General features: G+C 64.7%; 25 protein-coding genes. 12 read left to right on the forward strand and 13 right to left on the reverse strand.

The genetic code is table 11. The features are described 5' to 3' along the window. Position 1: 1 nt before the first annotated feature. On the reverse strand, positions 2 to 772 hold the full coding sequence (locus FJ419_RS00690; protein WP_140686809.1) for a type 1 glutamine amidotransferase domain-containing protein: 771 nt from the start codon (positions 770 to 772) through the stop codon (positions 2 to 4). A gap of 112 nt (positions 773 to 884) precedes the next feature. Here FJ419_RS00690 and FJ419_RS00695 point away from each other — a divergent pair, with 112 nt between their 5' ends. Next, positions 885 to 1,238, forward strand: coding sequence for a helix-turn-helix domain-containing protein (locus tag FJ419_RS00695; protein ID WP_140542967.1), 354 nt, complete (start codon positions 885 to 887; stop codon positions 1,236 to 1,238). Between the two features lie 94 nt (positions 1,239 to 1,332). On the opposite strand, the gene FJ419_RS00700 is transcribed toward FJ419_RS00695, so the two are convergent. Then, positions 1,333 to 1,980 carry a cysteine hydrolase gene (locus FJ419_RS00700; protein WP_140686810.1) on the reverse strand — a complete coding sequence of 216 codons (648 nt, stop codon included), beginning with the start codon at positions 1,978 to 1,980 and terminating at the stop codon, positions 1,333 to 1,335. Continuing rightward, on the reverse strand, positions 1,977 to 2,306 hold the full coding sequence (locus FJ419_RS00705; protein ID WP_140542969.1) for a hypothetical protein: 330 nt from the start codon (positions 2,304 to 2,306) through the stop codon (positions 1,977 to 1,979). The genes FJ419_RS00700 and FJ419_RS00705 overlap by 4 nt, the downstream gene beginning before the upstream one ends. A 170-nt stretch (positions 2,307 to 2,476) precedes the next feature. Between FJ419_RS00705 and FJ419_RS00710 the strand changes: the two genes are divergently transcribed. From FJ419_RS00710 to FJ419_RS00730, 5 genes are all read left to right on the forward strand, one after another. Continuing rightward, entirely contained in the window at positions 2,477 to 2,875 is a 399-nt protein-coding gene (locus FJ419_RS00710; protein ID WP_140686811.1) for a RidA family protein, read from the forward strand. A 248-nt stretch (positions 2,876 to 3,123) separates the two neighbouring features. Then, positions 3,124 to 4,515: a pyridoxal-phosphate dependent enzyme gene (locus tag FJ419_RS00715; protein ID WP_140688055.1), complete on the forward strand. Its 1,392-nt coding sequence runs from the start codon at positions 3,124 to 3,126 to the stop codon at positions 4,513 to 4,515. Next, positions 4,512 to 5,681, forward strand: coding sequence for a PLP-dependent aspartate aminotransferase family protein (locus FJ419_RS00720; RefSeq protein WP_140686812.1), 1,170 nt, complete (start codon positions 4,512 to 4,514; stop codon positions 5,679 to 5,681). Before FJ419_RS00715 ends, FJ419_RS00720 begins: the two co-directional genes overlap by 4 nt. Positions 5,682 to 5,949: 268 nt before the next feature. Next, complete coding sequence (locus FJ419_RS00725; protein ID WP_140686813.1) at positions 5,950 to 7,191, forward strand: D-amino acid dehydrogenase; 1,242 nt, start codon at positions 5,950 to 5,952, stop codon at positions 7,189 to 7,191. Positions 7,192 to 7,231: 40 nt separating this feature from the next. After that, entirely contained in the window at positions 7,232 to 8,032 is an 801-nt protein-coding gene (locus FJ419_RS00730) for an aspartate/glutamate racemase family protein (protein WP_140686814.1), read from the forward strand. 45 nt (positions 8,033 to 8,077) lie between these two features. Here FJ419_RS00730 and FJ419_RS00735 read toward each other — a convergent pair whose 3' ends face one another. Further along, the gene (locus FJ419_RS00735) at positions 8,078 to 8,968 is read right to left on the reverse strand and encodes a LysR family transcriptional regulator (protein WP_140686815.1); all 891 of its coding nucleotides are present in this window, start codon (positions 8,966 to 8,968) and stop codon (positions 8,078 to 8,080) included. Between the two features lie 96 nt (positions 8,969 to 9,064). Here FJ419_RS00735 and FJ419_RS00740 point away from each other — a divergent pair, with 96 nt between their 5' ends. Beyond that, positions 9,065 to 10,060 carry an aldo/keto reductase gene (locus tag FJ419_RS00740; protein WP_140686816.1) on the forward strand — a complete coding sequence of 332 codons (996 nt, stop codon included), beginning with the start codon at positions 9,065 to 9,067 and terminating at the stop codon, positions 10,058 to 10,060. A 261-nt stretch (positions 10,061 to 10,321) separates the two neighbouring features. On the opposite strand, the gene FJ419_RS00750 is transcribed toward FJ419_RS00740, so the two are convergent. The 8 genes from FJ419_RS00750 to infC form a co-directional block, all read right to left on the reverse strand. Then, on the reverse strand, positions 10,322 to 10,924 hold the full coding sequence (locus FJ419_RS00750) for a nucleotidyltransferase family protein (protein WP_140686817.1): 603 nt from the start codon (positions 10,922 to 10,924) through the stop codon (positions 10,322 to 10,324). Between the two features lie 39 nt (positions 10,925 to 10,963). Beyond that, on the reverse strand, positions 10,964 to 13,372 hold the full coding sequence (gene pheT, locus FJ419_RS00755) for a phenylalanine--tRNA ligase subunit beta (RefSeq protein WP_140686818.1): 2,409 nt from the start codon (positions 13,370 to 13,372) through the stop codon (positions 10,964 to 10,966). Further along, positions 13,369 to 13,806 carry a GFA family protein gene (locus tag FJ419_RS00760; RefSeq protein WP_140686819.1) on the reverse strand — a complete coding sequence of 146 codons (438 nt, stop codon included), beginning with the start codon at positions 13,804 to 13,806 and terminating at the stop codon, positions 13,369 to 13,371. The genes pheT and FJ419_RS00760 overlap by 4 nt, the downstream gene beginning before the upstream one ends. Further along, complete coding sequence (gene pheS, locus FJ419_RS00765) at positions 13,803 to 14,900, reverse strand: phenylalanine--tRNA ligase subunit alpha (protein ID WP_140686820.1); 1,098 nt, start codon at positions 14,898 to 14,900, stop codon at positions 13,803 to 13,805. Before pheS ends, FJ419_RS00760 begins: the two co-directional genes overlap by 4 nt. A gap of 141 nt (positions 14,901 to 15,041) precedes the next feature. Next, positions 15,042 to 15,443: a 50S ribosomal protein L20 gene (rplT, locus tag FJ419_RS00770; RefSeq protein ID WP_140686821.1), complete on the reverse strand. Its 402-nt coding sequence runs from the start codon at positions 15,441 to 15,443 to the stop codon at positions 15,042 to 15,044. 93 nt (positions 15,444 to 15,536) lie between these two features. After that, positions 15,537 to 15,740 carry a 50S ribosomal protein L35 gene (rpmI, locus tag FJ419_RS00775; protein ID WP_027166935.1) on the reverse strand — a complete coding sequence of 68 codons (204 nt, stop codon included), beginning with the start codon at positions 15,738 to 15,740 and terminating at the stop codon, positions 15,537 to 15,539. A gap of 190 nt (positions 15,741 to 15,930) precedes the next feature. After that, positions 15,931 to 16,578 (reverse strand): isoprenylcysteine carboxylmethyltransferase family protein, encoded by a 648-nt coding sequence (locus FJ419_RS00780; RefSeq protein ID WP_140686822.1) that lies wholly within the window; start codon positions 16,576 to 16,578, stop codon positions 15,931 to 15,933. Between the two features lie 123 nt (positions 16,579 to 16,701). Further along, complete coding sequence (infC, locus tag FJ419_RS00785) at positions 16,702 to 17,238, reverse strand: translation initiation factor IF-3 (RefSeq protein ID WP_095767981.1); 537 nt, start codon at positions 17,236 to 17,238, stop codon at positions 16,702 to 16,704. Between the two features lie 213 nt (positions 17,239 to 17,451). Between infC and FJ419_RS00790 the strand changes: the two genes are divergently transcribed. From FJ419_RS00790 to FJ419_RS00805, 4 genes are all read left to right on the forward strand, one after another. Next, positions 17,452 to 18,225, forward strand: a complete 774-nt coding sequence (locus FJ419_RS00790) for an alpha/beta hydrolase (RefSeq protein WP_140686823.1) — start codon at positions 17,452 to 17,454, stop codon at positions 18,223 to 18,225. Beyond that, entirely contained in the window at positions 18,225 to 19,367 is a 1,143-nt protein-coding gene (locus FJ419_RS00795; RefSeq protein ID WP_140546772.1) for a benzoate/H(+) symporter BenE family transporter, read from the forward strand. Before FJ419_RS00790 ends, FJ419_RS00795 begins: the two co-directional genes overlap by 1 nt. 116 nt (positions 19,368 to 19,483) lie before the next feature. Beyond that, positions 19,484 to 19,963 carry a DUF2852 domain-containing protein gene (locus FJ419_RS00800; RefSeq protein WP_140686824.1) on the forward strand — a complete coding sequence of 160 codons (480 nt, stop codon included), beginning with the start codon at positions 19,484 to 19,486 and terminating at the stop codon, positions 19,961 to 19,963. 120 nt (positions 19,964 to 20,083) lie between these two features. Then, on the forward strand, positions 20,084 to 20,842 hold the full coding sequence (locus FJ419_RS00805; protein WP_095767984.1) for a M48 family metallopeptidase: 759 nt from the start codon (positions 20,084 to 20,086) through the stop codon (positions 20,840 to 20,842). A 252-nt stretch (positions 20,843 to 21,094) separates the two neighbouring features. Here FJ419_RS00805 and FJ419_RS00815 read toward each other — a convergent pair whose 3' ends face one another. After that, the gene (locus FJ419_RS00815; RefSeq protein ID WP_140686825.1) at positions 21,095 to 21,310 is read right to left on the reverse strand and encodes a hypothetical protein; all 216 of its coding nucleotides are present in this window, start codon (positions 21,308 to 21,310) and stop codon (positions 21,095 to 21,097) included. 110 nt (positions 21,311 to 21,420) lie between these two features. Here FJ419_RS00815 and FJ419_RS00820 point away from each other — a divergent pair, with 110 nt between their 5' ends. Continuing rightward, positions 21,421 to 22,080 (forward strand): phosphoribosylanthranilate isomerase, encoded by a 660-nt coding sequence (locus FJ419_RS00820; protein ID WP_140546384.1) that lies wholly within the window; start codon positions 21,421 to 21,423, stop codon positions 22,078 to 22,080. Positions 22,081 to 22,091 lie beyond the last annotated feature (11 nt).

A 22,091-nucleotide genomic window follows, 5' to 3' on the forward strand; every position in this document is an offset into this window, starting at 1 on the left:
TCTAGCCGCCAAGCGCCTCGATGACGACGCGGGCGGTTTCGGCGCCGGAAAAATTCTGCTGCCCGGTGATCAGGTTGCCGTCGCGTACGGCAAAGCCGCGCCACAACCCGGCCTGGATATAATTGGCGCCGATCGCCTTGAGCTCGTCCTCGATCCGCCACGGCATCAAATGCTTGCCGCGTTCGAGTGCCCCCATCGCCCAGGTCGCGTTGTCGGCAAAATCCTCCTCGACATTGGCAAAGCCGGTCACCGTCTTGCCCGCGGCAAGCAGCGATCCGTCGGCGCGCCTGGCATAGCGCAGGATGGCGGTGCCGTGGCAGAGCGCGGCGGCCACCTTGCCGGCCTCGTGGAAAGCGACGAAGATTTGCTGGAGACCGGTCGCGCCTTCATAGGTGAACATCGGCGACTGGCCGCCGGCGACGACGATGGCGTCGAAGCCAGCGACATCGATCTCGGCCACCGGCCGTGTGTCGTCGACCAGCGCCTGGAGCTTCGGGTTCGAAATGAAACCGAGCGAGATGAGATCGGTCTCCGAATAGCCCGACGGATCGCGCGGGTCGCTCAGCGCATCGGCTTCGCATTTGCCGCCGTCGGGCGAAAAGATCTCGACCTCGTAGCCGCGCTCGGTGAATGCGAACCAGGGATGGGTGAGCTCGCTCCACCAGAAGCCGACCGGCCACCCCGTTGTGGTGGAGACGGCCGGATTGGCGATCACGATCGCCACCCGCTTCGGCTTTCGTGCGTTGACCGGATTGGGGTCCCGAACACTCATTTTGCTCTCCCTTTTATGAAGTCGTCGCCGACAAAGCCGGGCACGGCAATCTGGCCATATGGCGGGGTAAATTCCGCTTTTGCCGCGCGCGGCCCTTGCCTAGGATCGGCGCATGACACAACGCGGTAGACTCTATGGCTGCCCGGTCGAGTTCGCGCTCGACGCGCTCGGCGGCAAATGGAAGACGGTGATCATCGCGCGGATCAAGCAAGGACCGCTGCGCTATTCCGAACTGCGCCGGCTGATCCCTTCGCTTTCCGACAAGATGCTGACGCAGCGCCTGGCCGATCTAGTCGAGATCGGCTTCGTCACGCTCGAAACCTCGCCGGATGGCAAGGCGCGCTACGCGCTGACCGAGCGCGGCCGCGACCTCGCAGCGGCGCTGCAGGCACTCTACGACTGGGGCATCCTGCATGGCCGCGCCGAGGGGGTGCGCTTCCGCACCGACATCGAAGCAGCGGCCTAGCGCAATTCCAGGAAAGCGCGTAGCGGTTAGGCTCGGCGACTTCGCCGTAGCCTTCCGTCCGCAATTGCGTAAAAACAAGGCCTCTGGCCTGAGATCAAGCGGCATCGGCAAGCGCGCCGCAAAAGCCCGCGACATCGGTGACGATGGCTTCGCCAAGAAAGCGCAGCGTCGCCATCGAGCGGTCGCGCGCTTCGCTATTGCCGAAGCCGCAGGCGTCCTCGATCACGACGGCGACGAACCCGTTGTCGGTCGCCTGGCGCGCGGTCGGCTCGATGCCGATCTCCATGGCGATGCCGGCGAGCGCCACCGCGCGAATGCCGCAGTCACGCAGCGCAAAGCCGAGCGAGGTGGAATCGAAGGCCGACATGGTCAGCTTGTCGAACACCGCCTCGTCCGCGCGCGGGGCGAGCTCCGGCACGATCCGCGTCGCTTCGGCATCGCGCGGGAACCATGGCTGGACCGCGTCGGGGCTATCACGCCGCTGCCAGGCCATGGCGGTGCGCAGCTGCGTGGCGCCCATCCATTTTTTCGGCAACGACAAATGGCGCGTGAATGCCACCCGCATGCCGGCCGAGCGCGCCGCTTCCAATGCCGTGCCGGTGCGCTCGACGATCGCCGCGGCGCCTTCCACCTGGCGGCAGATGCCGACCTGCATGTCGTAGACGACCAGCGCCATGCGGCGCGGATCGCACCATTCGGCCAGGCGCTGCGGAATCTCGATGCCTTCGCCAGAGCGGATCATGCCGCCGTCCGATCCCAGGGTTTAGCGATGTCGACTGTCGGGTCGAACAGGAATTCCAGCGGCAGCGGCGCGTCGAAAGCGATGAAATGCCATTCCAGCAGCCCGGCCTTGGAGAGCGGGAAATCATCGGTATAGCGCATGGCCTGCTCGACGCTGTCGAGCTCGAAAACGATGATGACGCCGCCGACATCGGCGCGCGCATAGTTCTCGCGCACGATGCCTTGCTTCCACAGCCGCCATACATTCGAGACCTCGTCGCGCAGATAGGGCCTGAGATCGTCGAGCGTGACGCCGGGCTTGAAATTGTCATAGGCAAGAATCTTCATCGGCCGCTCCTTGGCACGCGCTGTTCGTCCCGCGCTTCGTTCGGCTAGCATGATGGAAAAGGCATCGGCAACGAACGACATGGTGCGTTGAACAAGCCCTCAAGCTGGGCCTCCGTGTCGCTTTATTGAGGCAAAATGCGGCCGGTCATTGCCGGCACGGAGGAACGAGAATGACCATCGAAAGGTTGAACCCGCAAGGCATGCACAGCAATCCCGCCTATTCGCAAGGCGTGTCGCTGCCTGCTTCCGCGCGCATCGTGCTGGTCGGAGGGCAGAACGGCGTCGATGCCGAAGGCAACATCGTCGGCAAGGGCGATCTCGCGGCGCAGACGACGCAGGCGCTGGCCAATCTGGCCAAGGTTCTGGAAGCTGGCGGAGCGACGCTGGAGAATCTCGTCAGCCTGTCGGTCTATATCGTTGGCGATCAGGATATCGCTCCGGGCTTTGGCGCCTGGATGGCGTTCTGGGCCAACCGTGCTCCGCCGCCCATCATCAAGGCGCTGCGTGTTGTCGGCCTCGGCAATCCGGACTTCCTGATCGAGATCGAGGGCCAGGCGGCGATTGCGTAGACTCCCGCTTGAAGGGACACACTACGCGTCCGTGAAATTCCATTCCTCCACTCGCCGTCGGATTGGCACGATCTATCTTCTTTCCTGATGAAAAGGGCTGGACAAGACAGGGCGCGCGATCCGCGAAACCGGAATGGATTCCCGCGGCTCCACGCGCGAGATTGCCGACATCCCCCTCGAACTGCTTCGATGGAGCACTCAAGATGAGCGAGCAGACAAAAGCGGCGCCGCAGCGCGCGCGCATCAACATGTCGAGATTGCGTCCGCCTTACGCTTCGGTGCTCGACCTGATCGGCCAGACGCCGGTCGTCGAGCTGACCAGATTCGACACAGGCAAATGCCGGCTGTTCATCAAGCTCGAAAGCCAGAATCCCGGCGGCTCGATCAAGGACCGCATCGCGCTGTCGATGATCGCGGCGGCCGAGGCATCGGGCGCGCTGAAGCGTGGCGGCACCATCGTCGAGGCGACCGCCGGCAACACCGGCCTCGGCCTCGCCCAGGTGGGCATCCCGAAGGGCTACCGCATCGTCCTCGTCGTGCCCGACAAGATGTCGCGCGAGAAGATCCAGCATCTGCGCGCTTTGGGCGCCGAGGTGCGCATGACGCGATCCGATGTCGGCAAGGGCCATTCCGAATATTACCAGGACATGGCCGAGAAGATCGCCGCCGAGACCCCTGGCGCCTTCTATGCCAACCAGTTTGCCAACCCCGCCAATCCTCTGGCGCATGAGACCACCACCGGCCCGGAAATCTTTTCGCAGCTCGAAGGCGATGTCGACGCGGTAGTAGTCGGCGTCGGCTCCGGCGGCACGCTCACCGGCCTCGGCCGCTTTTTTGCGAAACACTCGCCCAAGACCGAGATGGTGCTCGCCGATCCGGTCGGATCGGTGCTGGCGCCGCTGATCAAGACCGGCAAGATGGAGGAGGCCGGCAGCTGGACGGTCGAAGGCATCGGCGAGGATTTCGTCCCGCCCAATGCCGATCTGTCGCTGGTGAAAAAGGCCTATTCCATTCCCGACAAGCAAAGCATGCTGGCGGTGCGCGATCTGTTATCCAGGGAAGGCATCCTGGCCGGCTCGTCCTCCGGCACGCTGCTGTCGGCAGCGCTTCGCTACTGCCGCGAGCAGACGACGCCAAAGCGCGTCGTCACCTTGGTCTGCGACAGCGGCAACAAGTATCTGTCGAAAGTCTTTGACGACATCTGGCTGGCCGAGCAGGGCCTGGCCGACCAGGAACAGCATGGCGATTTGCGCGACCTGGTCATGCGCTCGCCGCGCACCGGCGACATTGTGACCGTCGGCCCGGAGGAAACCCTGCTCAACGCCTACGGCCGCATGCGCCGCTCCGACGTCTCGCAGCTGCCGGTGCTGGACGAAGGCAGGCTGGTCGGCATCGTCGACGAGAGCGATATTTTAGCCAAGGTCGATGGACCCTATGACGGCCGCTGGGACCGTTTCAACGCGCCGGTGCGCACGGCCATGACCTCCAACTTGCACACGCTGCAGGCCAATCAGACGCTCGACGCGCTGCTGCCTGTCTTCGATCGCAACGAGGTCGCCATCGTCTTCGATGGCGAAGAGTTCATCGGCCTGATAACTCGTATCGACCTGATCAACCATCTGAGGCGCCGCGCAACATGATTTCGAACGGCAAGAACCGCCTGGCCTTTTCCACTCGCGCCATCCATGGCGGCCAGAGCCACGATCCGCTGACCGGCGCCGTGATGGTGCCGATCTACGCCACCTCCACCTACGGCCAGCAGTCGCCCGGCGTGCACAAGGGCTTCGAATATGCCCGCAGCCAGAACCCGACGCGCTTCGCCTTCGAGCGTGCCGTGGCCGACCTCGAAAGCGGCTCGGCCGCCTTCGCCTTTGCCTCCGGCCTGGCGGCGATCGGCACGGTGCTCGAGCTCCTCGATGCCGGCGCCCATATCGTCGCCACCGACGACATCTATGGCGGCTCGTTCCGCTTGATGGAGCGGGTGCGCAAGCGCTCGGCCGGGCTGCAGGTGAGTTTTGCCGACTTCACCGACCTCGCCGCGGTCGAGGCGGCGATCCGCCCGGAAACAAAACTGCTCTGGGTCGAGACGCCGACCAACCCGCTGCTGCGCATCGTCGATCTCGAAGGCGTCGCCGCGCTTGCCAGGCGCAAGGGGCTGCTCACCGTCGCCGACAACACCTTTTGCAGCCCCTATATCCAGCGCCCGCTGGAGCTCGGCATCGACATCGTCGTCCATTCGACGACGAAATATCTCAACGGCCATTCCGACATGGTCGGCGGCGTGGCGGTCGTCGGCGACAACAAGGATCTCGCCGCCCAGCTGAAATTCCTGCAGAACGCCATCGGCGCCATTTCTGGTCCGTTCGACAGTTTTCTCGCCTTGCGTGGCATAAAAACCCTGGCGCTCAGGATGGAGCGTCACTCGTCCAACGGCCTGAAAATAGCGCAATGGCTGGAAACGCGAAAAGATGTCCGCCGGGTCATCTATCCCGGCCTCGCCAGCCACCCGCAGCATTCCATCGCCGTCCAGCAGATGCACGCCTTCGGCGGCATGATCTCGGTCGACCTCGACCGCGACCTGGCGGGAACAAAACGCTTCCTCGAACGCACGCAGCTCTTCACGCTGGCCGAAAGCCTCGGCGGCGTCGAAAGCCTGATCGAGCACCCGGCGCTGATGACGCACGGCTCGATCCCGGCGGAAAAGCGCGGTGCGATCGGAATATCGGATTCGCTGGTGCGGCTGTCGTGTGGGATCGAGGACGGCGATGATTTGATCGCGGATCTGGAGCAGGCGCTGGGAGGTTAAACGGGCTTCGTCGCGATCCTTCGCGCCCCTCTCTGTCCTGCCGGACATCTCCCCCACGAGGGGGGAGATTGGCAGCTTCGGCGCCTCGCTCTTTCTGTGGCGTAGGCGATTGGCGAAAGCCGCGGTGACGGCTGATCTCCCCCCTTGTGGGGGAGATGTCCGGCAGGACAGAGAGGGGCGCTGTCCCGCTGACCTCTCGGTATGTGTGCCATTGCACACCACAATCCACGCTCTAAACTGCCCTCAACCTGCGATCTCCGGAGGCGCCATGCGCGTGATCGTGTTGGGTGGCGGCGTTGTCGGCGTCACCACGGCCTATCAGCTGCAGAAGGACGGGCACGAGGTCGTCATCCTCGAGCGCCAGCAACAGGTCGCTGCGGAGACCAGCTGGGGCAATGCCGGCATGATCGCGCCGGGGCATTCCTTTGTCTGGTCGTCGCCCAAGGCGCCGATGATCCTCTTGAAATCGCTGGTGCTGAAGGACCAGGCGCTGCGCTTCAAGCTTTCGACCGATCCGCGGCTCTACAGCTGGTCATGGCTGTTCCTGATGGAATGCACGGCCGGCAAGGCCAGGCGCAACACGCTGCTCAAGCATCGGCTGGCCGTCTATTCGCAATCCGTCCTGCACGAGGTCGTCGCCGATGAGCGAATAGAATACGACCGCAACGATCGCGGCATCCTCTATTTCTATCGCAGCCAGCAGGCGCTCGACAAAGGCGTCGAGCACATGAAGCTGCTGGAATCCGACGGCCAACTGATCAAGGTGCTCGACCGCGATGCCATCGTCGCCCTCGATCCGTCGTTGGCTTCCGCCAAGGAAAAAATCGCCGGCGGCATCCATTGCCCGACCGACGAGACCGGCGATCCGGCGAAATTCACCCGCGCGTTGGCCGCGAAGGTAGCCGAGCGCGGCGGCGAGATCCGCACCGGCACGACCGTCACCGGCATCGAGACGTCCGGCGACGGCGTCGCCCGGGTGCTGACCGACAAGGGAAGCGTCAAGGGCGATGCCTATGTGCTGGCGCTCGGCTCCTACAGCCCGCTGGTCGCGAGCACCGTCGGCATCAGCCTGCCGATCTATCCGATCAAGGGCTATTCGCTGACCATTCCGATCGGCAACCGTCCGGCGCCGCCGACCATCGCCGCGATCGACGAGCACAATCTGGTCGCCGTGTCGCGCTTCGGCGACCGGCTGCGCGTCACCGCTACGGCCGAGTTCGCCGGGTACGACACCAGCCACAAACCGGCCGATTTCGCCTTCATGAAAGGGGTGACCGAGGAGCTCTATCCCGAAGGCGCCGACTACGACCGCGCCGAGATGTGGGCGGGCCTGCGGCCGATGACGCCCAACAATCTGCCCGAATTCGGCCGGCGCCGCCTCAGCAACCTCTATCTCAACACCGGGCACGGCCATATCGGCTGGACCATGTCGCATGGTTCGGCCCGCATCACTGCCGACCTGATCGCAGGCCGCAAGCTGGCGATCTCGATGGACGGAATTTTGAACTGAGAGCATGATCCCGAAGGGGTCAACCAGAAGAGGGAATGCCATGTCTGTCAGCGCGGCCGCTACCCGCCCTCAATCGCCAGGGCCGATCGATTTGGGCGTCCTTCCGTCGGAGATCGATGGCGGCCTCGCCTCGCGCGCGGCGATCGGCCTGGCGATCCTCGCCACCGACCAGACGCTGGAGCACGAGTTCCGCGCCTTGATCCGCATTCCGGGCGTCGCCTTCTACGAGGCGCGCCTGTTCAACGACAACGACATCACGCCGGACACTTTGCGCGCCATCGGCCCGCGCATCGCGCCGACCGTCGACCTCATCCTGCCCAGCATCCCGCTCGATGTCGTCGGCTTCGGCTGCACCTCGGCCACCATGACGCTCGGCGAGGAGGCCGTCTTCGCCGAGATCAGGAAGGCGCGGCCGGGCGTCGCCTGCACCACCCCGGTCACCGGCGCTTTGGCCGCCTTCAAGGCGCTCGGCGCCAAGGGCATCGGCCTGCTCACGCCGTATGCGCCCGAGATCAACCAGGGCCTGGTCCGCTATTTCACCGGCCGCGGCCTCGACATATCAGCCGTCGCCACTTTCGACCGGCGCGACGACCGCGAGGCGGCCCGCATCTCGCTGGATTCGATCGAGGCGGCGGCCGAGACGATGGCCGCCGTGCCGGGGGTGGAAGCGATCTTCATCTCCTGCACCAGCCTGCGCGTGGCGGAAGCGGTCGCCGAATTGGAGCGGCGCATCGGCATTCCCGTCACCTCCTCCAACCACGCCATGGCCTGGCACTGCCTGCGGCTTGCCGGCATCGATGACGTCGTGCCGGCCGGCGGACGGTTGTTTGCGCTACCGTAGCGGCCGGAATGGGGGCTGGCGCTACCGGCCGCCCACGGGAGGTGGCTAGCCGCTCATCTTGAAGAAATCCACGAACGCCCTGAGCGCTGGCCGCATTTGCCGGCGGCTCGGATAATAGACGAAGAAGCCGTCGAAGAACGGGCACCAGTCCTCCAGCACGCGGATCAGCCTGCCATCGGCGAGCGGCGCCTTGACATAATCCTCGAAGACGAAGGCAAGCCCGGCGCCGTCGACTGCCGCTTGGGCGATAAGATGGTCCTCGTCGAGGATCAGCGGCCCTTCCACCGCGATCTCGATTTCCTCGCCGTCCTTCTCGAACTCCCAGCGGTAGAGAATGCCGCTGGAAAAACGGAAGCGGATGCAGCGATGGCCTGCGAGATCACGCGGATGACTGGGCTTCGGCATGGAAGCGAAATAGGACGGCGCTGCGACCACCGCGCCGCGGATGTTCGGCCCGATGCGCACCGCGATCATGTCGCGCTGCAGGCTTTCGCCGAGCCTGACGCCTGCGTCGAAGCCGCCTTCGACCACATCGGTGAAGCGATCCTCGATGACGATCTCCAGCACGATGTCGGGATAGGCGGCGGCGAAGGCGCCGAGCCGCGGCGTCAGCACCAGATGCGCAGCGGTGCGCGGCACGCTGAGCCTGAGATTGCCGGCCGGCCGGTCGCGCGCCTCGACTGCCGTTTCCAGCGCGAGGTCGATCTCGGACAATGCCGGCCGCAGCCGTTCCAGAAGCTGTGCGCCTTCCTCGGTCGGCGCGACGCTGCGCGTGCTGCGCGCCAGCAGCCGCACACCGAGCCGTGCTTCCAGGCTCGACACCGCATGGCTGACCGCGGAAGGCGCGATGCCGAGCTCGCGGGCGGCGCCGCGGAAGCTGGCGCATTGGGCGACCGCGGCCAGCACGGCGAGTTGCGAGAGGTTCGTCCGATTCATCGTTCTATTTTATAGAGCAACCCGTACAAAAGAGAAAGAATTATCGAACGCATTGCGAGGCGCTATCTCTCCCCCATCGCAACAAGGAGATGCGCCATGAAAACCCGCAAACTTGGAACTGAACTCGAAGTCTTCCCCGTCGGCCTCGGCTGCATGGGCATGAGCTTCGGCTATGGCGGCCAGCCGGAGGCGGAAGCGATCGCCACGCTGCGCCGCGCCGTCGAGATCGGCGTGACCTTCTTCGATACGGCCGAAGTCTATGGTCCATACGAGAACGAGATCCTGCTCGGCAAGGCGCTGAAGCCGGTGCGCGACAAGGTGACGATCGCCACCAAGTTCGGCTTCAAGATTTCCGAGCACGGCGAGGGCACCGACCGCATGGTCGGCGTCGACAGCCGCCCCGAGCACGTCAAGGCGGTGGCCGAGGCCTCGTTGAAGCGGCTCAACACCGACGTGATCGACCTCTATTACCAGCACCGCGTCGATCCGAACGTGCCGATCGAGGACACGGTCGGCGCCATGGCCGAGCTGGTGCGCGAAGGCAAGGTCCGGGCGCTGGGCCTGTCGGAGGTGAGCGGCGTGACGCTGCGCCGGGCGCATGCCGTGCACCCGATCGCCGCGGTGCAGAGCGAATATTCGCTGTGGAGCCGCGATCCCGAGGATGAGGTGTTCGACGTCTGCCGCGAGCTCGGCATCGGCTTCGTCCCCTACAGCCCGCTCGGCCGCGGCCTGCTCACCGGCGCGATCGCCAAGCCGGACGCGCTCGGCGCCGGCGACTGGCGCCTCACCTTGCCGCGCTTCCAGGCCGAGGCGATGGAAGCCAATAACGCGGTCATCGCGGTGCTGGAGAAGATGGCGGTGCAGAAGGGCGTGACAGCGGCGCAGCTGGCGCTCGCCTGGGTGCTGCACCAGGGCGATTTCATCGTCCCGATCCCCGGCGCAAGGAAGATACGCCACCTTGAGCAGAACACGGCGGCGGCGAATATCGAGCTGAGCGCGGCCGAGGTCGCGGCGATCGGTGCCGCGCTGTCGCCCGACAAGGTGGTCGGCAAGCGCTATACCGAGGAACTGCTGGCGCTGGTGAATGGGTGATAGTTGAAAGGGGCGCTTCGGCGCCCCTTCTATTTGGGACGCTGGCGCGAGGCGCCCCCCTCTGTCCTGCCGGACATCTCCCCCACTTGGGGGAGATTGGCTGTCACCGCCGCTTTCGCCAATCACCGAGGTTGAAAGAAGAGGCGCAGCGCCGAAGCTTCTGATCTCCCCCCTCGTGGGGGAGATGGCCGGCAGGCCAGAGGGGGGCGCTGTCCCTCCGGCATAAGGCCTTCTCACCTCCGCTGTGTAGCCCCGAACTGCCTACCACGGCACCACTTCAATCTCCGGCCAATACTCCCGCGCCCTTCTCCCCTTCGCCTCGTGCGTCCGCTGATTGTCCAGCACCCGGTTCGGCGTGATGCGAAACGAAAAAAGATCATCCAGCCCGAACGGTGCCACCAGCTCCAAATCTCCGTCGGCGTCGTACCGCACCCCCACCGCATGCGTCTTCGACGCAAAATAGCTCACCGACTGGCTCGCGCTCGCATAGCGCGGGCATTCCTGCCCGAACTTCACCGGATACCACAAATGCACCCGCGCCTGGTTGCGCAGCTCGACCGGCAGCGGCAGCCCCTCGAAATGCTTCGCCGCCCGCTTGATGACGGCATCCTCGGCCTCGTAGGACAAGTCGGTGTCATCGAAGTAGAACAGGTCGACGTCCTTGATGCCGTAGCCCGGCGGCTTGCCGGTCAGGTGGTTCCAGACGCTGTTGTAGAGCGCGCCCGAGACCACCAGCCAGTCCGGCAGCGCAAGCGCCCGCACCCGCGCAAGCGTTTCGGCAAGCAAAGGGTCGCCCGCGACGATCGCGAGGAACGCCGCGCGCTGGTCTTCGAAGGGCAAGCCGGAATAGCGAAGATGGTGCATCGCCCTTTGGAAGGCGATTCGCCACCGCTGCGCAATGTTTTACGCCCTCAGCACGCCGCCCGTCTGCTTGTTGACGTTGTCGACGATGCGTCTTGCGAGCGCCTCGAAATCCTCGTCGGTCAGCGTCTTTTCGACCGGCTGGATCGAGACCTCGATGGCGATCGACTTCTTGGCCGCCCCCAGCGAGGCGCCTTCGAAGACGTCGAACACCGAAATGCCGGTGACCAGCTTCTTGTCGGCGGCCAAAGCCGCCCGCACCAGCGTGCCGGCCTCGACCGTCTTGTCGACGACGAAGGCGAAGTCGCGCTTCACCGCCTGGAAGGGCGAGAGCTCGAGCTTCGGCTTGGTGCGCGTCGGCTTGGCCTTAGGCTCCGGCACGGCATCGACGAAAACCTCGAAGCCGCAGATCGGACCTGACGCGTCCAGGCCGTCCAGCGTCCTCGGATGGAACTCGCCGAACGTGCCGAGCACCGTCTTTGGCCCGAGCTTGATCGTGCCGGAGCGTCCCGGATGATACCAGGCCGGGCCGCCGTGCTCGATCTGCAGCCGGTCGACCGGCGCGCCGCAGGCCTCGAGCGCCGCGATCGCGTCCGCCTTGGCGTCGAACACCCCGACCGGCCCGGCATTGCCGGTCCAGCTGCGACCCGAGCCGTCGAGCTTGGCGGTACCGCGCCGCACGCCGGCGGCCACGCGCCGCTGCTGGTCGGCGCCATCGCCCTCATAGGTGCCCGAGACCTCGAACAGCGCCACGTCGCCGATGCCCTTGTCGGCATTGCGCTGCGCGGCCGCGATCAGCCCCGGCAGCAGCGACGGCCGCATGTCGGACATGTCGGCGGCGATCGGGTTGGCGAGCTTGAGGGCCGTCTGGCCGCCGCCGAACAGTTCGGCGTGTCTTGCGGGGATGAACGACCATGTGACGGCCTCCATCATGCCGCGCACGGCGAGCGCGCGCTTGGCGGCGCGGGTGCGCACCTGCAGCGTGGTCAGGATCTTGCCGTTGACCGCGTCATGCGAGGTAAGCGGCTGGGCCAAGATGTTGTCGACGCCATGGATGCGCATCACCTCCTCGACCAGGTCGGCCTTGCCGTCGACATCCGGCCGCCAGGACGGCACCTCCACCTTGACGACGTCGCTCAGTCCTTTCGGCTCGAAGCCGAGCCGGGTCAGGATGCCAAGGGCTTCCTCTCTCGGCACCTCGATGCCGGTCAGCCGTTTCACTTCCGACAGCGGGAAGGAGACGATCTTCGGCTTGTGGCCGGCATAGCCGGCAACCTCGATTTCAGAAGGCGTGCCGCCGCAGAAATCGAGCACCAGCTTGATTGCCAGCTCGACGCCCGGCACCATGAACTCGGGATCGACGCCGCGCTCGAAGCGGTAGCGCGCGTCGGTGATGATGCCCAGCGCGCGGCCGGTGCGGGCCGTGGCGATCGGATCCCAGAGCGCCGATTCGACCAGCACGTCGGTGGTGTTCTCGTCGCAGCCCGAATGCTCGCCGCCCATGATGCCGGCGATCGATTCCACGCCATTGTCGTCGGCGATCACGCACATCTCCGGCGTCAGCGTGTATTCGCGGCCGTCCAGCGCCAGCACCTTCTCGCCGTCCTTGGCGCGCCGCACCACGAGGTTGCCGGCGACCTTCGCGGCATCGAAGACATGCAGCGGCCGCCCGCGGTCGAAGGTGACATAGTTGGTGATGTCGACCAGCGCGCTGATCGGCCTGAGCCCGATGGAGATCAGCCGCTGCTGCAGCCATTTCGGCGACGGACCGTTCTTGACGCCCTTCACCAGCGTCAGCGCGAAGCCGGGACAGAGCTCGGGCGCCTCGATCGTGACCTTGACCGGGCACAGGCCTTCGCCGGCATGCGGCATGATCCCGCCGCCGGTGAGCCGGCCAAGCCCGCTCGCCGCGAGGTCGCGCGCGATGCCGTAGACGCTGGTCGCGTCCGGCCGATTCGGCGTCAGATTGATCTCGATGACCGGATCGTCGAGATGCGCGTAGGCGGCGAAGCTGGTGCCGACCGGCGCATCCTCAGGCAAATCGATGATGCCGTTATGCTCGTCTGAGATTTCCAGCTCGCGCTCCGAGCACATCATGCCATGGCTCTCGACGCCACGGATCTTGCCCACCGAGAGCGTCACGTCGATGCCGGGAACATAGGTGCCCGGCGCCGCGAAAGCGCCGATCAGGCCCGCGCGGGCATTGGGCGCGCCACATACGACTTGAACAGGCGGCTTGCCGTCGCCGGTGTCGACGGTCAGCACGCGCAGCCGGTCCGCATCGGGATGCTGCACGGCGGTCAGCACCTTGGCGATGACGAAGGGTTTAAGGCCGGCCTTGTCGTCGACATGCTCGACTTCAAGGCCGATCGCAGTCAGCCGCTCGACGATCTCGGCAAGCGAGGCGTCGGTCTCGAGATGGTCCTTGAGCCAGGAGAGGGTGAATTTCATGCTTCTGTTCCGTTCGGTCCTTGCCCATCAGGTCTGGGCACGCTGGTCTTCAGCTCGCGCGGCAGCGCGTCGGGCATGTGCAGGAAGGGCAGTTGCTCGCGCACATGCGCATGCACGGTCGGCCTGAAATAGGCCGGCATGTCCATGGCGCCGAGCATGAAATAGATCTGGTTGTCGAGCCGCTGGTCGAGATAGGCGATCGGCGAGCCGCAGGTGCCGCAGAACGTGCGCTCCACCGGGCCGTTGCGGTAGCTTTTCAGCGATTTGCCGTTGAGCGCGACCTGATCGGCCATGAAGCCGACAAAGGCCGACACCGGCGCGCCGCTGGCGCGCCGGCAATCGCCGCAATGGCAATAGCTTATGTGGTGCGGCTCGGCCGAGGCCTCGAACCGCACCGCGCCGCAACGGCAGCCGCCGGTGTGAGGTGCCGTCATGCACTCAGCCCCCCGAACAGCGTCGGCAGGTCGAGCGGCCGGAAGCCGTAATGCGCGAGCCACCGCACGTCGGCGTCGAAGAAGGCGCGCAGGTCCGGCATGCCGTATTTCAGCATGGCGATGCGGTCGATGCCCATGCCCCAGGCAAAGCCCTGATATTCGTCGGGGTCGAGCCCGCCGGCGCGCAGCACGTTTGGGTGCACCATGCCGCAGCCCAGTATCTCCATCCAGTCGGAGCCTTCGCCGAAGCGCACTTCACCCGGACGCGAGCGGTCGCACTGGATGTCGACCTCGAGACTGGGCTCGGTGAACGGGAAGAAGGACGGACGGAAGCGCATCTTGACCGACGGCACCTCGAAGAAGGCCTTGCAGAACTCCTCCAGCACCCACTTCATGTTGGCGACATTGGCTGATTTGTCGACCACCAGCCCCTCGACCTGATGGAACATCGGCGAGTGCGTGGCGTCCGAATCCTGCCGGTAGGTCTTGCCGGGGATGACGATGCGGATCGGCGGCTTCTGCTTCTCCATGGTGCGGATCTGCACGGGCGAGGTGTGCGTGCGCAACAGCTTGCGCTCACCCTTCTCGTCCGGCTGGAAGAAGAAGGTATCGTGCATCTCGCGCGCCGGATGTCCCTCGGGAAAATTCAGCGCCGTGAAATTGTAATAGTCGGTCTCGATATCGGGGCCTTCGGCGATGGCGAAGCCGAGATCGCCGAAGATCGCCGCGATCTCGTCGATCACCTGGCTGATCGGATGGATGCGGCCGCGCTCGGCCGGCGATTGGCGAACGGGAAGCGTGACGTCGACCTTCTCAGCCGCGAGCCGGGCGGCGATCGCCACATCCTTCAGTTCCGCCTTGCGCTGCGTGAGCGCTTCGGTGACGCGGTTCTTCAGGCCGTTGATCGCCGGGCCCTTGACCTGGCGCTCCTCGGCGCTCATCGCGCCCAGCGTCTTCAGCATTTCGGAGACTGAACCCTTCTTGCCCAGCGCAGAGACGCGCACCGCCTCGATCGCGGCCTCGTCCGCGGCCGCCGCGATTTCGGCGAGCAACGAGCCTTCCAGGGCTTCAAGATTTCCAGCAGTGGCGTTCACGGCGAAGCTCTCTCGATCGGGCGACTCACCATTTCGGTTTCGTCGTCGCCATTTTGGTTACATCAGGCAAGAAAAACCCGCGCCAGCCGTGCCAGCGCGGGTTCCCCAAATCAGAATTGCGTATGCTTGGGAAGCGCTGGCTTAGGCGACAGCGCTCTCAAAAGCATTCGGCGTGGTGTTCTTCAGATATTCGAGCGCGATCTTGGCCTTGGCGACCAGCGCGGCGAAAGCCTGCGGCTCGTGGATGGCCATGTCCGAAAGAACCTTGCGGTCGATCTCGATGCCGGCCTTGTTGAGGCCGTCGATGAAGCGGCCATAGGTCAGGCCATGCTCGTGGGTCGCGGCGTTGATGCGCTGGATCCACAGCGCGCGGAACGAGCGCTTGCGGTTCTTGCGGTCGCGGTAAGCGTATTGCAGTGACTTCTCCACCGCCTGCTTGGCGATGCGGATGGTGTTCTTGCGACGGCCGTAGAAACCCTTGGCGGCCTTCAAAACCTTCTTGTGCTTGGCGTGGGCGGTAACGCCTCTCTTTACGCGTGCCATGTCATGATCTCCTTAAAAGCAATTCCAGGAAAAGTGTTCAGCGGTTTTCCGTTCGGAATTGCGTAAAAACAAAAGTGGTTCCAAGCCGAGGGATTAGAGGCCGTTCGGCAGAAAATTCTTGATGACCTTCTTGCCGTCCGGTTCAGCCAGAACCATCGTGCCGCGGGCATCGCGAATGAACTTGTTGGAACGCTTGATCATGCCGTGGCGCTTGCCGGCGGCAGCCGACAGCACCTTGCCGGTGGCAGTAATCTTGAACCGCTTCTTGGCGGCCGATTTGGTCTTCATCTTGGGCATTTTGCTACTCCGTATTGGTGGCGCACCATCGCGCTTCTTGTCTCGCTTCGGGCCGACCAAAGCCCGAAAAGCAAATGAAACCGCCACGGCATGCCCTGCCGGGCGGTTTTCTTGGAACGGCGGTCCTATAGATCAAAGATGGCCGGCGTGCAACACCTCAACTAACGCGCCGTTCCGTTTGCCGGCCACCCTAAGGCAGCGTGAACCACACCGGCAGCATCCCCGACTGCTGCATGCCGTCGATCAACTCAAAGGCGGGCAGCGCCACCAGGAACACCAGGCCGTCGAGCAGCGTGTTCAAGAGTAGGCGCGGCCTGAAGCTGCCGGTATCGCCTTCCTGGTAGAGCGCAAGGTTCGGGAAGAAGCGCGGCACCTTGGCCAGATAAGCCCGGTAGGGCGCGCCAAGCAGTTCCTTCAGGTAACGCTCCTCGCGCAGGATGACGATGTGGAAGGCGCCGGCGCAGAGCAGCGAGAACAGGATGATGCCGCTGAACGAGCCGATCTGCGCGCCGACGCCGGCGGCGGCCACGGTCGAAAACAGATAGAGCGGGTTGCGGGTGATCGAATAGGGACCGCTGGTGACCACCTCGGCCGATTTGCGCCCGCCGATATAGAGCGTCGACCACAGCCGACCGACGATGCCGAGCAAGATCAAGAGCACGCCGAACATCTCGATCGACTCATGCATCAAGGTCTCGGGTGGGAAGCTCGATTGGCCGAACAGCAATGCGCAGAACAGCACTACGATCAGCACCGCCAGCACGATCCGGCGCATGTGCTGATAACCGCCAAGGCCTTCTGTTTGCCCGGCGGGCTCGGACTTCGCTTCATCGGTCATGACCAAACCCGATCGTCGATTTGCTCGCGATCGGCTACCCGATCGCGAGTTTGAGGGCGATCGGATAGAAAACAGGCGCCCCGCCGATCGTCGGGACGCCTTGCACCCTAATTTTGGCGGGATTTAGCGCGGCGCCAGAACCATCATCATCTGGCGGCCTTCGAGCTTCGGCTCCGCCTCGACCTTGGCGATCGTCGCAACTTCCTCGCGCACCTTGTTCAGAAGCTGCATGCCGAGTTCCATATGCGCCATCTCGCGGCCGCGGAAGCGCAGCGTCAGCTTGACCTTGTCGCCTTCCTCGAAGAAGCGCCGCACGGCCTTCATCTTGGTCTCGTAGTCATGGCTGTCGATGTTCGGGCGCATCTTGATCTCCTTGATCTCGATGACCTTCTGGTTCTTGCGCGCTTCGGCCGCCTTCTTCTGGTTGGCGTATTTCAGCTTGCCGAGATCGAGGATCTTGACGACGGGCGGCACCGCATTGGGCGATATCTCGACGAGATCGAGCCCGGCCTCTTCGGCCAGCAGCAACGCGTCGTTGATGGAAACATCGCCTCGGTTCTGGCCGTCGGCGTCGATAAGCTGGACCCGGGGCACCCGGATGTCTCGGTTGGAGCGCGGCCCGTCCTTGGTGGGTGCCGCTGCTTTGAAAGGTCTGCGAATGGTCGTGGTCTCCTCGGCCGTTTCGTTCTGGGTTCTTTAGACAAAAGTAGGTGGACGCGCCTATGTGGGGAGCGCGGGGCGTGAGTCAATAGCATAGCCGCGCCGCAAAATCACCTGCTGCCTGGTAATTGTCTGCACCAAGCAAAGAAACGCCGCGAGCACTTTTCGTTGAACCACCGCCTGTGCCAAAAGACCGGCGGGAAGGACAAGCTCATGGCCGCCAGCGCTCCGGTTTTCATCGATGTGGACGGGTCGGGCATCGCCGTCAGGCAGGCGCCCGGCGCGGCGCCAGGCGTGGTCTGGCTCGGCGGCTACAAGTCCGACATGCAGGGCACGAAGGCGCAGACGCTTGCCGCCTGGGCCGCGAGCGAAGGCCACGCCTGTCTGCGCCACGACTATTCCGGCCATGGCGAGTCGGGCGGCGAATTCGCCGACGGTACGATCTCGAAGTGGTTGGCCGAGAGCCTCGCCGTCTTTCGCCGGTTCAGCAAGGGCAAGCAGGTATTGGTCGGCTCCTCGATGGGGGCGTGGATCGCCTTGCGCATGGCGCAGGAACTGCGCAAGGCGGGCGACACGAGGGTTGCCGGCCTGGTGCTGCTAGCCCCGGCTCCGGACTTCACCGTCGAGTTGATCGAGCCGGTGCTGACCGACGCGCAACGGCACGATCTGAAGGAAAAAGGCTTCTTCGCCGAGCCGTCCGATTATTCGGACGAGCCTTATATCTACACGCGCGCGCTGATCGAGGACGGCCGCGCCAACCGGGTGATGACCGGGCCGATCGACACCCATTGCCCGGTGCACATCCTGCAGGGCCTGGCCGACCCGGACGTGCCGTCCGGCCATGCCTTGAAGCTCGCATCCATGCTGCCCGCCGACGATGTGACGCTGTCGCTGATCCCGGACGGCGACCATCGCCTGTCCCGCCCCGAGGATCTCGACATGCTCAAGCGGGCCGTAGGCGACATGGTCAAGCGAGTGGCCGGATAATGCGCATCTCCATCCCGATATCCGCCTTCGTCGCGGCGATCGTCGGCTTCGGCGGCACGCTGGCCCTGGTCATCGCCGCCGCCAAGGCGGTCGGCGCCACACAGATCGAGACCGCGAGCGGCGTGACGGCGATCTGCCTGGCCATGGTCGTTGAATGTCTGTGGCTCTCCTGGCGCACCAAGATGCCGGTCATCACCGCCTGGTCGACGCCCGGCCTGGCGCTGATCGCGGCCTCCAGCGGGTTTACGATGCCGCAGGCCGTCGGCGCCTTCATGGTCACCGGCGTCCTTCTGGTCGCCACCGGCCTGTTCAAGCCGTTGACCAGGCTGATCGCGAAAATCCCGCCTTCGGTCGCGTCCGGCATGCTGGCCGGCATCCTGGTCAGCTTCGCCGTCAATGCGGTGAAAGCCATTCCGGCCGACCCTTGGCTGATCCTGCCGCTGATCGCCGCCTTCTTCGTCATCCGCCTGTTCAACCCGGCTCTATCGGTGCTGGTAGTGCTGATCGGCGGCGGCCTCGCCGCTTTCCTCACCGGCCGCGTCGGCAGCCTGCCGGCGCCGGAACTGTCGACATTGACATTGATTGCGCCGCAATTCACCGCCTCGGCGATCATCGGCCTTGCCCTGCCGCTCTATCTGGTCACCATGGCCTCGCAGAACCTTTCCGGTCTCGCGGTGCTGCGCGCCGCGGGCTACCATCCGGAGCCCGGTCCGCTGATCGGCGTCACCGGCCTGTTTTCGCTGCTCTCGGCGCCGTTCGGCGCCGCGACCACCAATCTCGCGGCGATCTCGGCCGCTATCTGCACCGGCCCCGATGTCCATCCCGACCCGGCCGAACGTTGGAAGACCGGGCCGTTCTACGCGCTCGCCTATCTCATCTTCGCGATCTTCGGCGCCTCGCTGGTGGCGATCTTCGCCGTCCTGCCGCAAAGCCTGATCGTGCTGGTCGCGGGGCTCGCCTTGACGGCGCCCTTGGCCAACGCGCTGTCGATCGCGCTGAAGGACGAGGCCGAACGCATGCCGGCCACCGTCACCTTCGCCGCGACGGCTTCGGGACTCACGCTCTTCGGCGTCGGCGCGGCATTTTGGGGACTCGTCGCCGGAATGGCGGTGCTTTTCCTCGAGAAGCTCAAAAAGCGATAATCATTTCAGATGCTTCGCCGGTTTTGGGCGGGTTTGCCTTGAATCGCCGATTTCGCTTTCCCATTTCGATTCCACGCAGCCGGTTTGGCTGTCTCCAATGGAAGGATTGGGAGAAAATGAACACAAGTGCATTGATCCGTCCGGCCTGGACGCCGGCCACCATCGCGCTGATGGTCATCGGCTTCATGGTGTTCTGGCCGCTCGGCTTCGCCATGCTCGCCTACATCATCTGGGGCGATCGGTTGGAAGGCTTCAAGCGCGACGTCAACCGCGCCACGGACGGCATCTTCACCGGTTGCCGTCGTCGCTCGGAAAAGGCGGCCCGCTGGGGCCACGGCTCGGCCCGCACCGGCAACGTCGCCTTCGACGATTGGCGCGAGAAGGAACTGGAGCGCCTCGCCGAGGAGCGCCGCAAGCTCGACGAGATGCTCTCCGAGTTCGACGAGTACGCCCGCGAACTGCGCCGCGCCAAGGACCAGGAAGAGTTCGACCGCTTCATGGCCAACCGCAACAAGTCGACCGCGCCAACCTCGACCGGCTCGAACGAGAAGGCGGGTCCGGAGGGTGGTAAAGGTACCAACCTGCTCGACGACTGAGATCCGGCGACACGTCTCGGTATGATATGCGGCGTCGCGTTTAGCGGCGCCGTTTCTTTTTTGTTCTCTATGTAGCTTCCCTCCACTGGCCGTTTTTTTCGAATCGCGTATCGTCCAGCCATGACCCTCGGCTTCCTTCGCAACCTGACCAAGCCAAAGCCCACGCCTGTTGTCGAGCGCGAGCATTGCGTCGCCGGCCGCACGCTGCCGCTCAAAATCGTTGAGAGCGCCAGGGCCCGGCGGCTCACGCTGCGCATCGATTCCGGCGGCCAGGGCCTGCGTGTCACCGTGCCGCCCGGCCTGCGCCGGGGCGAGGTCGAGAAATTCCTCGACCGCCACCAGGACTGGCTGGAGCAGCGGCTGGCCAAGGTGCCGACGAGGCCGCAGGTTCGCCCCGGCATCCGGATCCCGATCCGCGGCGTGCCGCACCGCATCGTGCACGAGCCCTCGAGGCGCGGCACCGTCACCGTCGCGCGCGACGATCGCGGCCCGCTCTTGATCGTCCATGGCGAGCGCATCCATTTGCCGCGCCGCATCGGCGATTACCTCAAGCGCGAGGCCAAGAAGGAAATCGAGAGGCTGGTGATCAAGCACACCGAGACGATCGGCAAGCGTGCCAAGGCGATAAGGTATAAGGATACCTCCAGCCGCTGGGGGTCATGCACCTCGGAGGGCAATCTCTCCTTCTCGTGGCGCATCATGATGGCGCCGCCGGCGGTGATAAACTACCTCGTGGCGCATGAGGTGGCGCATCTCAAGGAGATGAACCACGGCCCGAAATTCTGGAAGCTGTGCGAGAAACTGTGCCCGGATACCGACCGCTGCAAGGACTGGCTGAAGCGCAACGGCGGCGCGCTGCAAGCTATTGTGTTTGAGTAGCTACTCTGATGTTGCGCGCGGATCCGCGCGCAACATCCAGACGCCGAGTTCCTTCGTGCCCCCCTCTGCCCTGCCGGGCATCTCCCCCACAAGGGGGAGATCAGCAGCTCGGGCGCCTCGCTCTTCCTGCCACGCTGGTGATTGGCGAAAGCCGGCGTGAAATCCAATCTCCCCCCTCGTGGGGGAGATGTCCGGCAGGACAGAGGGGGGCGCTGTCCCGCCGACGCTTGCCGGGTTCACGGCATAAGCAGTTCAATCGTCGTTCGCCGCGTTCAGCTCTTCCGGCCGCAGTCCTTCCTCGGTATGCGGCCACGGCAAAAAATCCCGATCAAACGTATCGCTGCCGAAATAATCCAGCGCCCGGTGCGCCTCGGCGCCGTTGAAGGCGGCCTTGTCCATCAGATGCGCGATCACCTCGCGCGCCTGCGCGATCTTCTGCTTCAGTTCGGCGACGGTCCGGTCGGCCATGATTATCCTGCTCCCGCCTGTGGTTCCTATATGAAGGTAGTGTTTTCCGCAGAACCGGCAACAGCATGCTTTTTCTCGACTCTTTAGCCGTTTCGTGCCAATCCCGCGCCATGACGCTCGACATCAAGATCTGCGGATTGAAGACCGACGCCGCGATGGCCGCCGCGCTTGCCGGCGGCGCCAGCCATGTCGGCTTTATTTTCTTCGCCAAGAGCCCGCGCTATGTCGAGCCCGCCGAGGCCGGCCGTTTGCGTCAAGCGGCGCGCGGCAAGGCCCTGGCGGCAGCCGTCAGCGTCGATGCCGATGATGCCTTTCTCGACGAGATCGTCGCCAAGATGCAGCCCGACATGCTGCAATTGCATGGTTCGGAAACGCCTGAGCGCGTTACCGAGATCAAGGCGCGTTACGGCCTGCCGGTGATGAAGGCGCTGCCCATCAGCGAGGCGGCGGATATCGATCGCATAAAACCCTTTATCGGCATCGCCGATCGCTTCCTCCTGGATTCCAAGCCGCCGAAGGGCTCGCAACTGCCTGGCGGCAACGGCGTCGCCTTCGACTGGCGCATCCTTGCCGGCCTTGACGCCGGGCTCGAATACATGCTTTCCGGAGGGCTCAACGCCGCCAATATCGGCGATGCCCTGAGACAGGCCAATCCACCCGGAATAGACGTTTCGTCCGGCGTGGAAAGCGCTCCGGGCGTCAAGGAACCGGCGCTGATCGAGCAGTTTTTCCGGGCCGTCAGGGCCGCGCGCGACGACCGCGCCGCCTGAATGCAATTCAC

Source organism: Mesorhizobium sp. B2-6-2, assembly GCF_006440615.1.
Classification (GTDB): domain Bacteria; phylum Pseudomonadota; class Alphaproteobacteria; order Rhizobiales; family Rhizobiaceae; genus Mesorhizobium.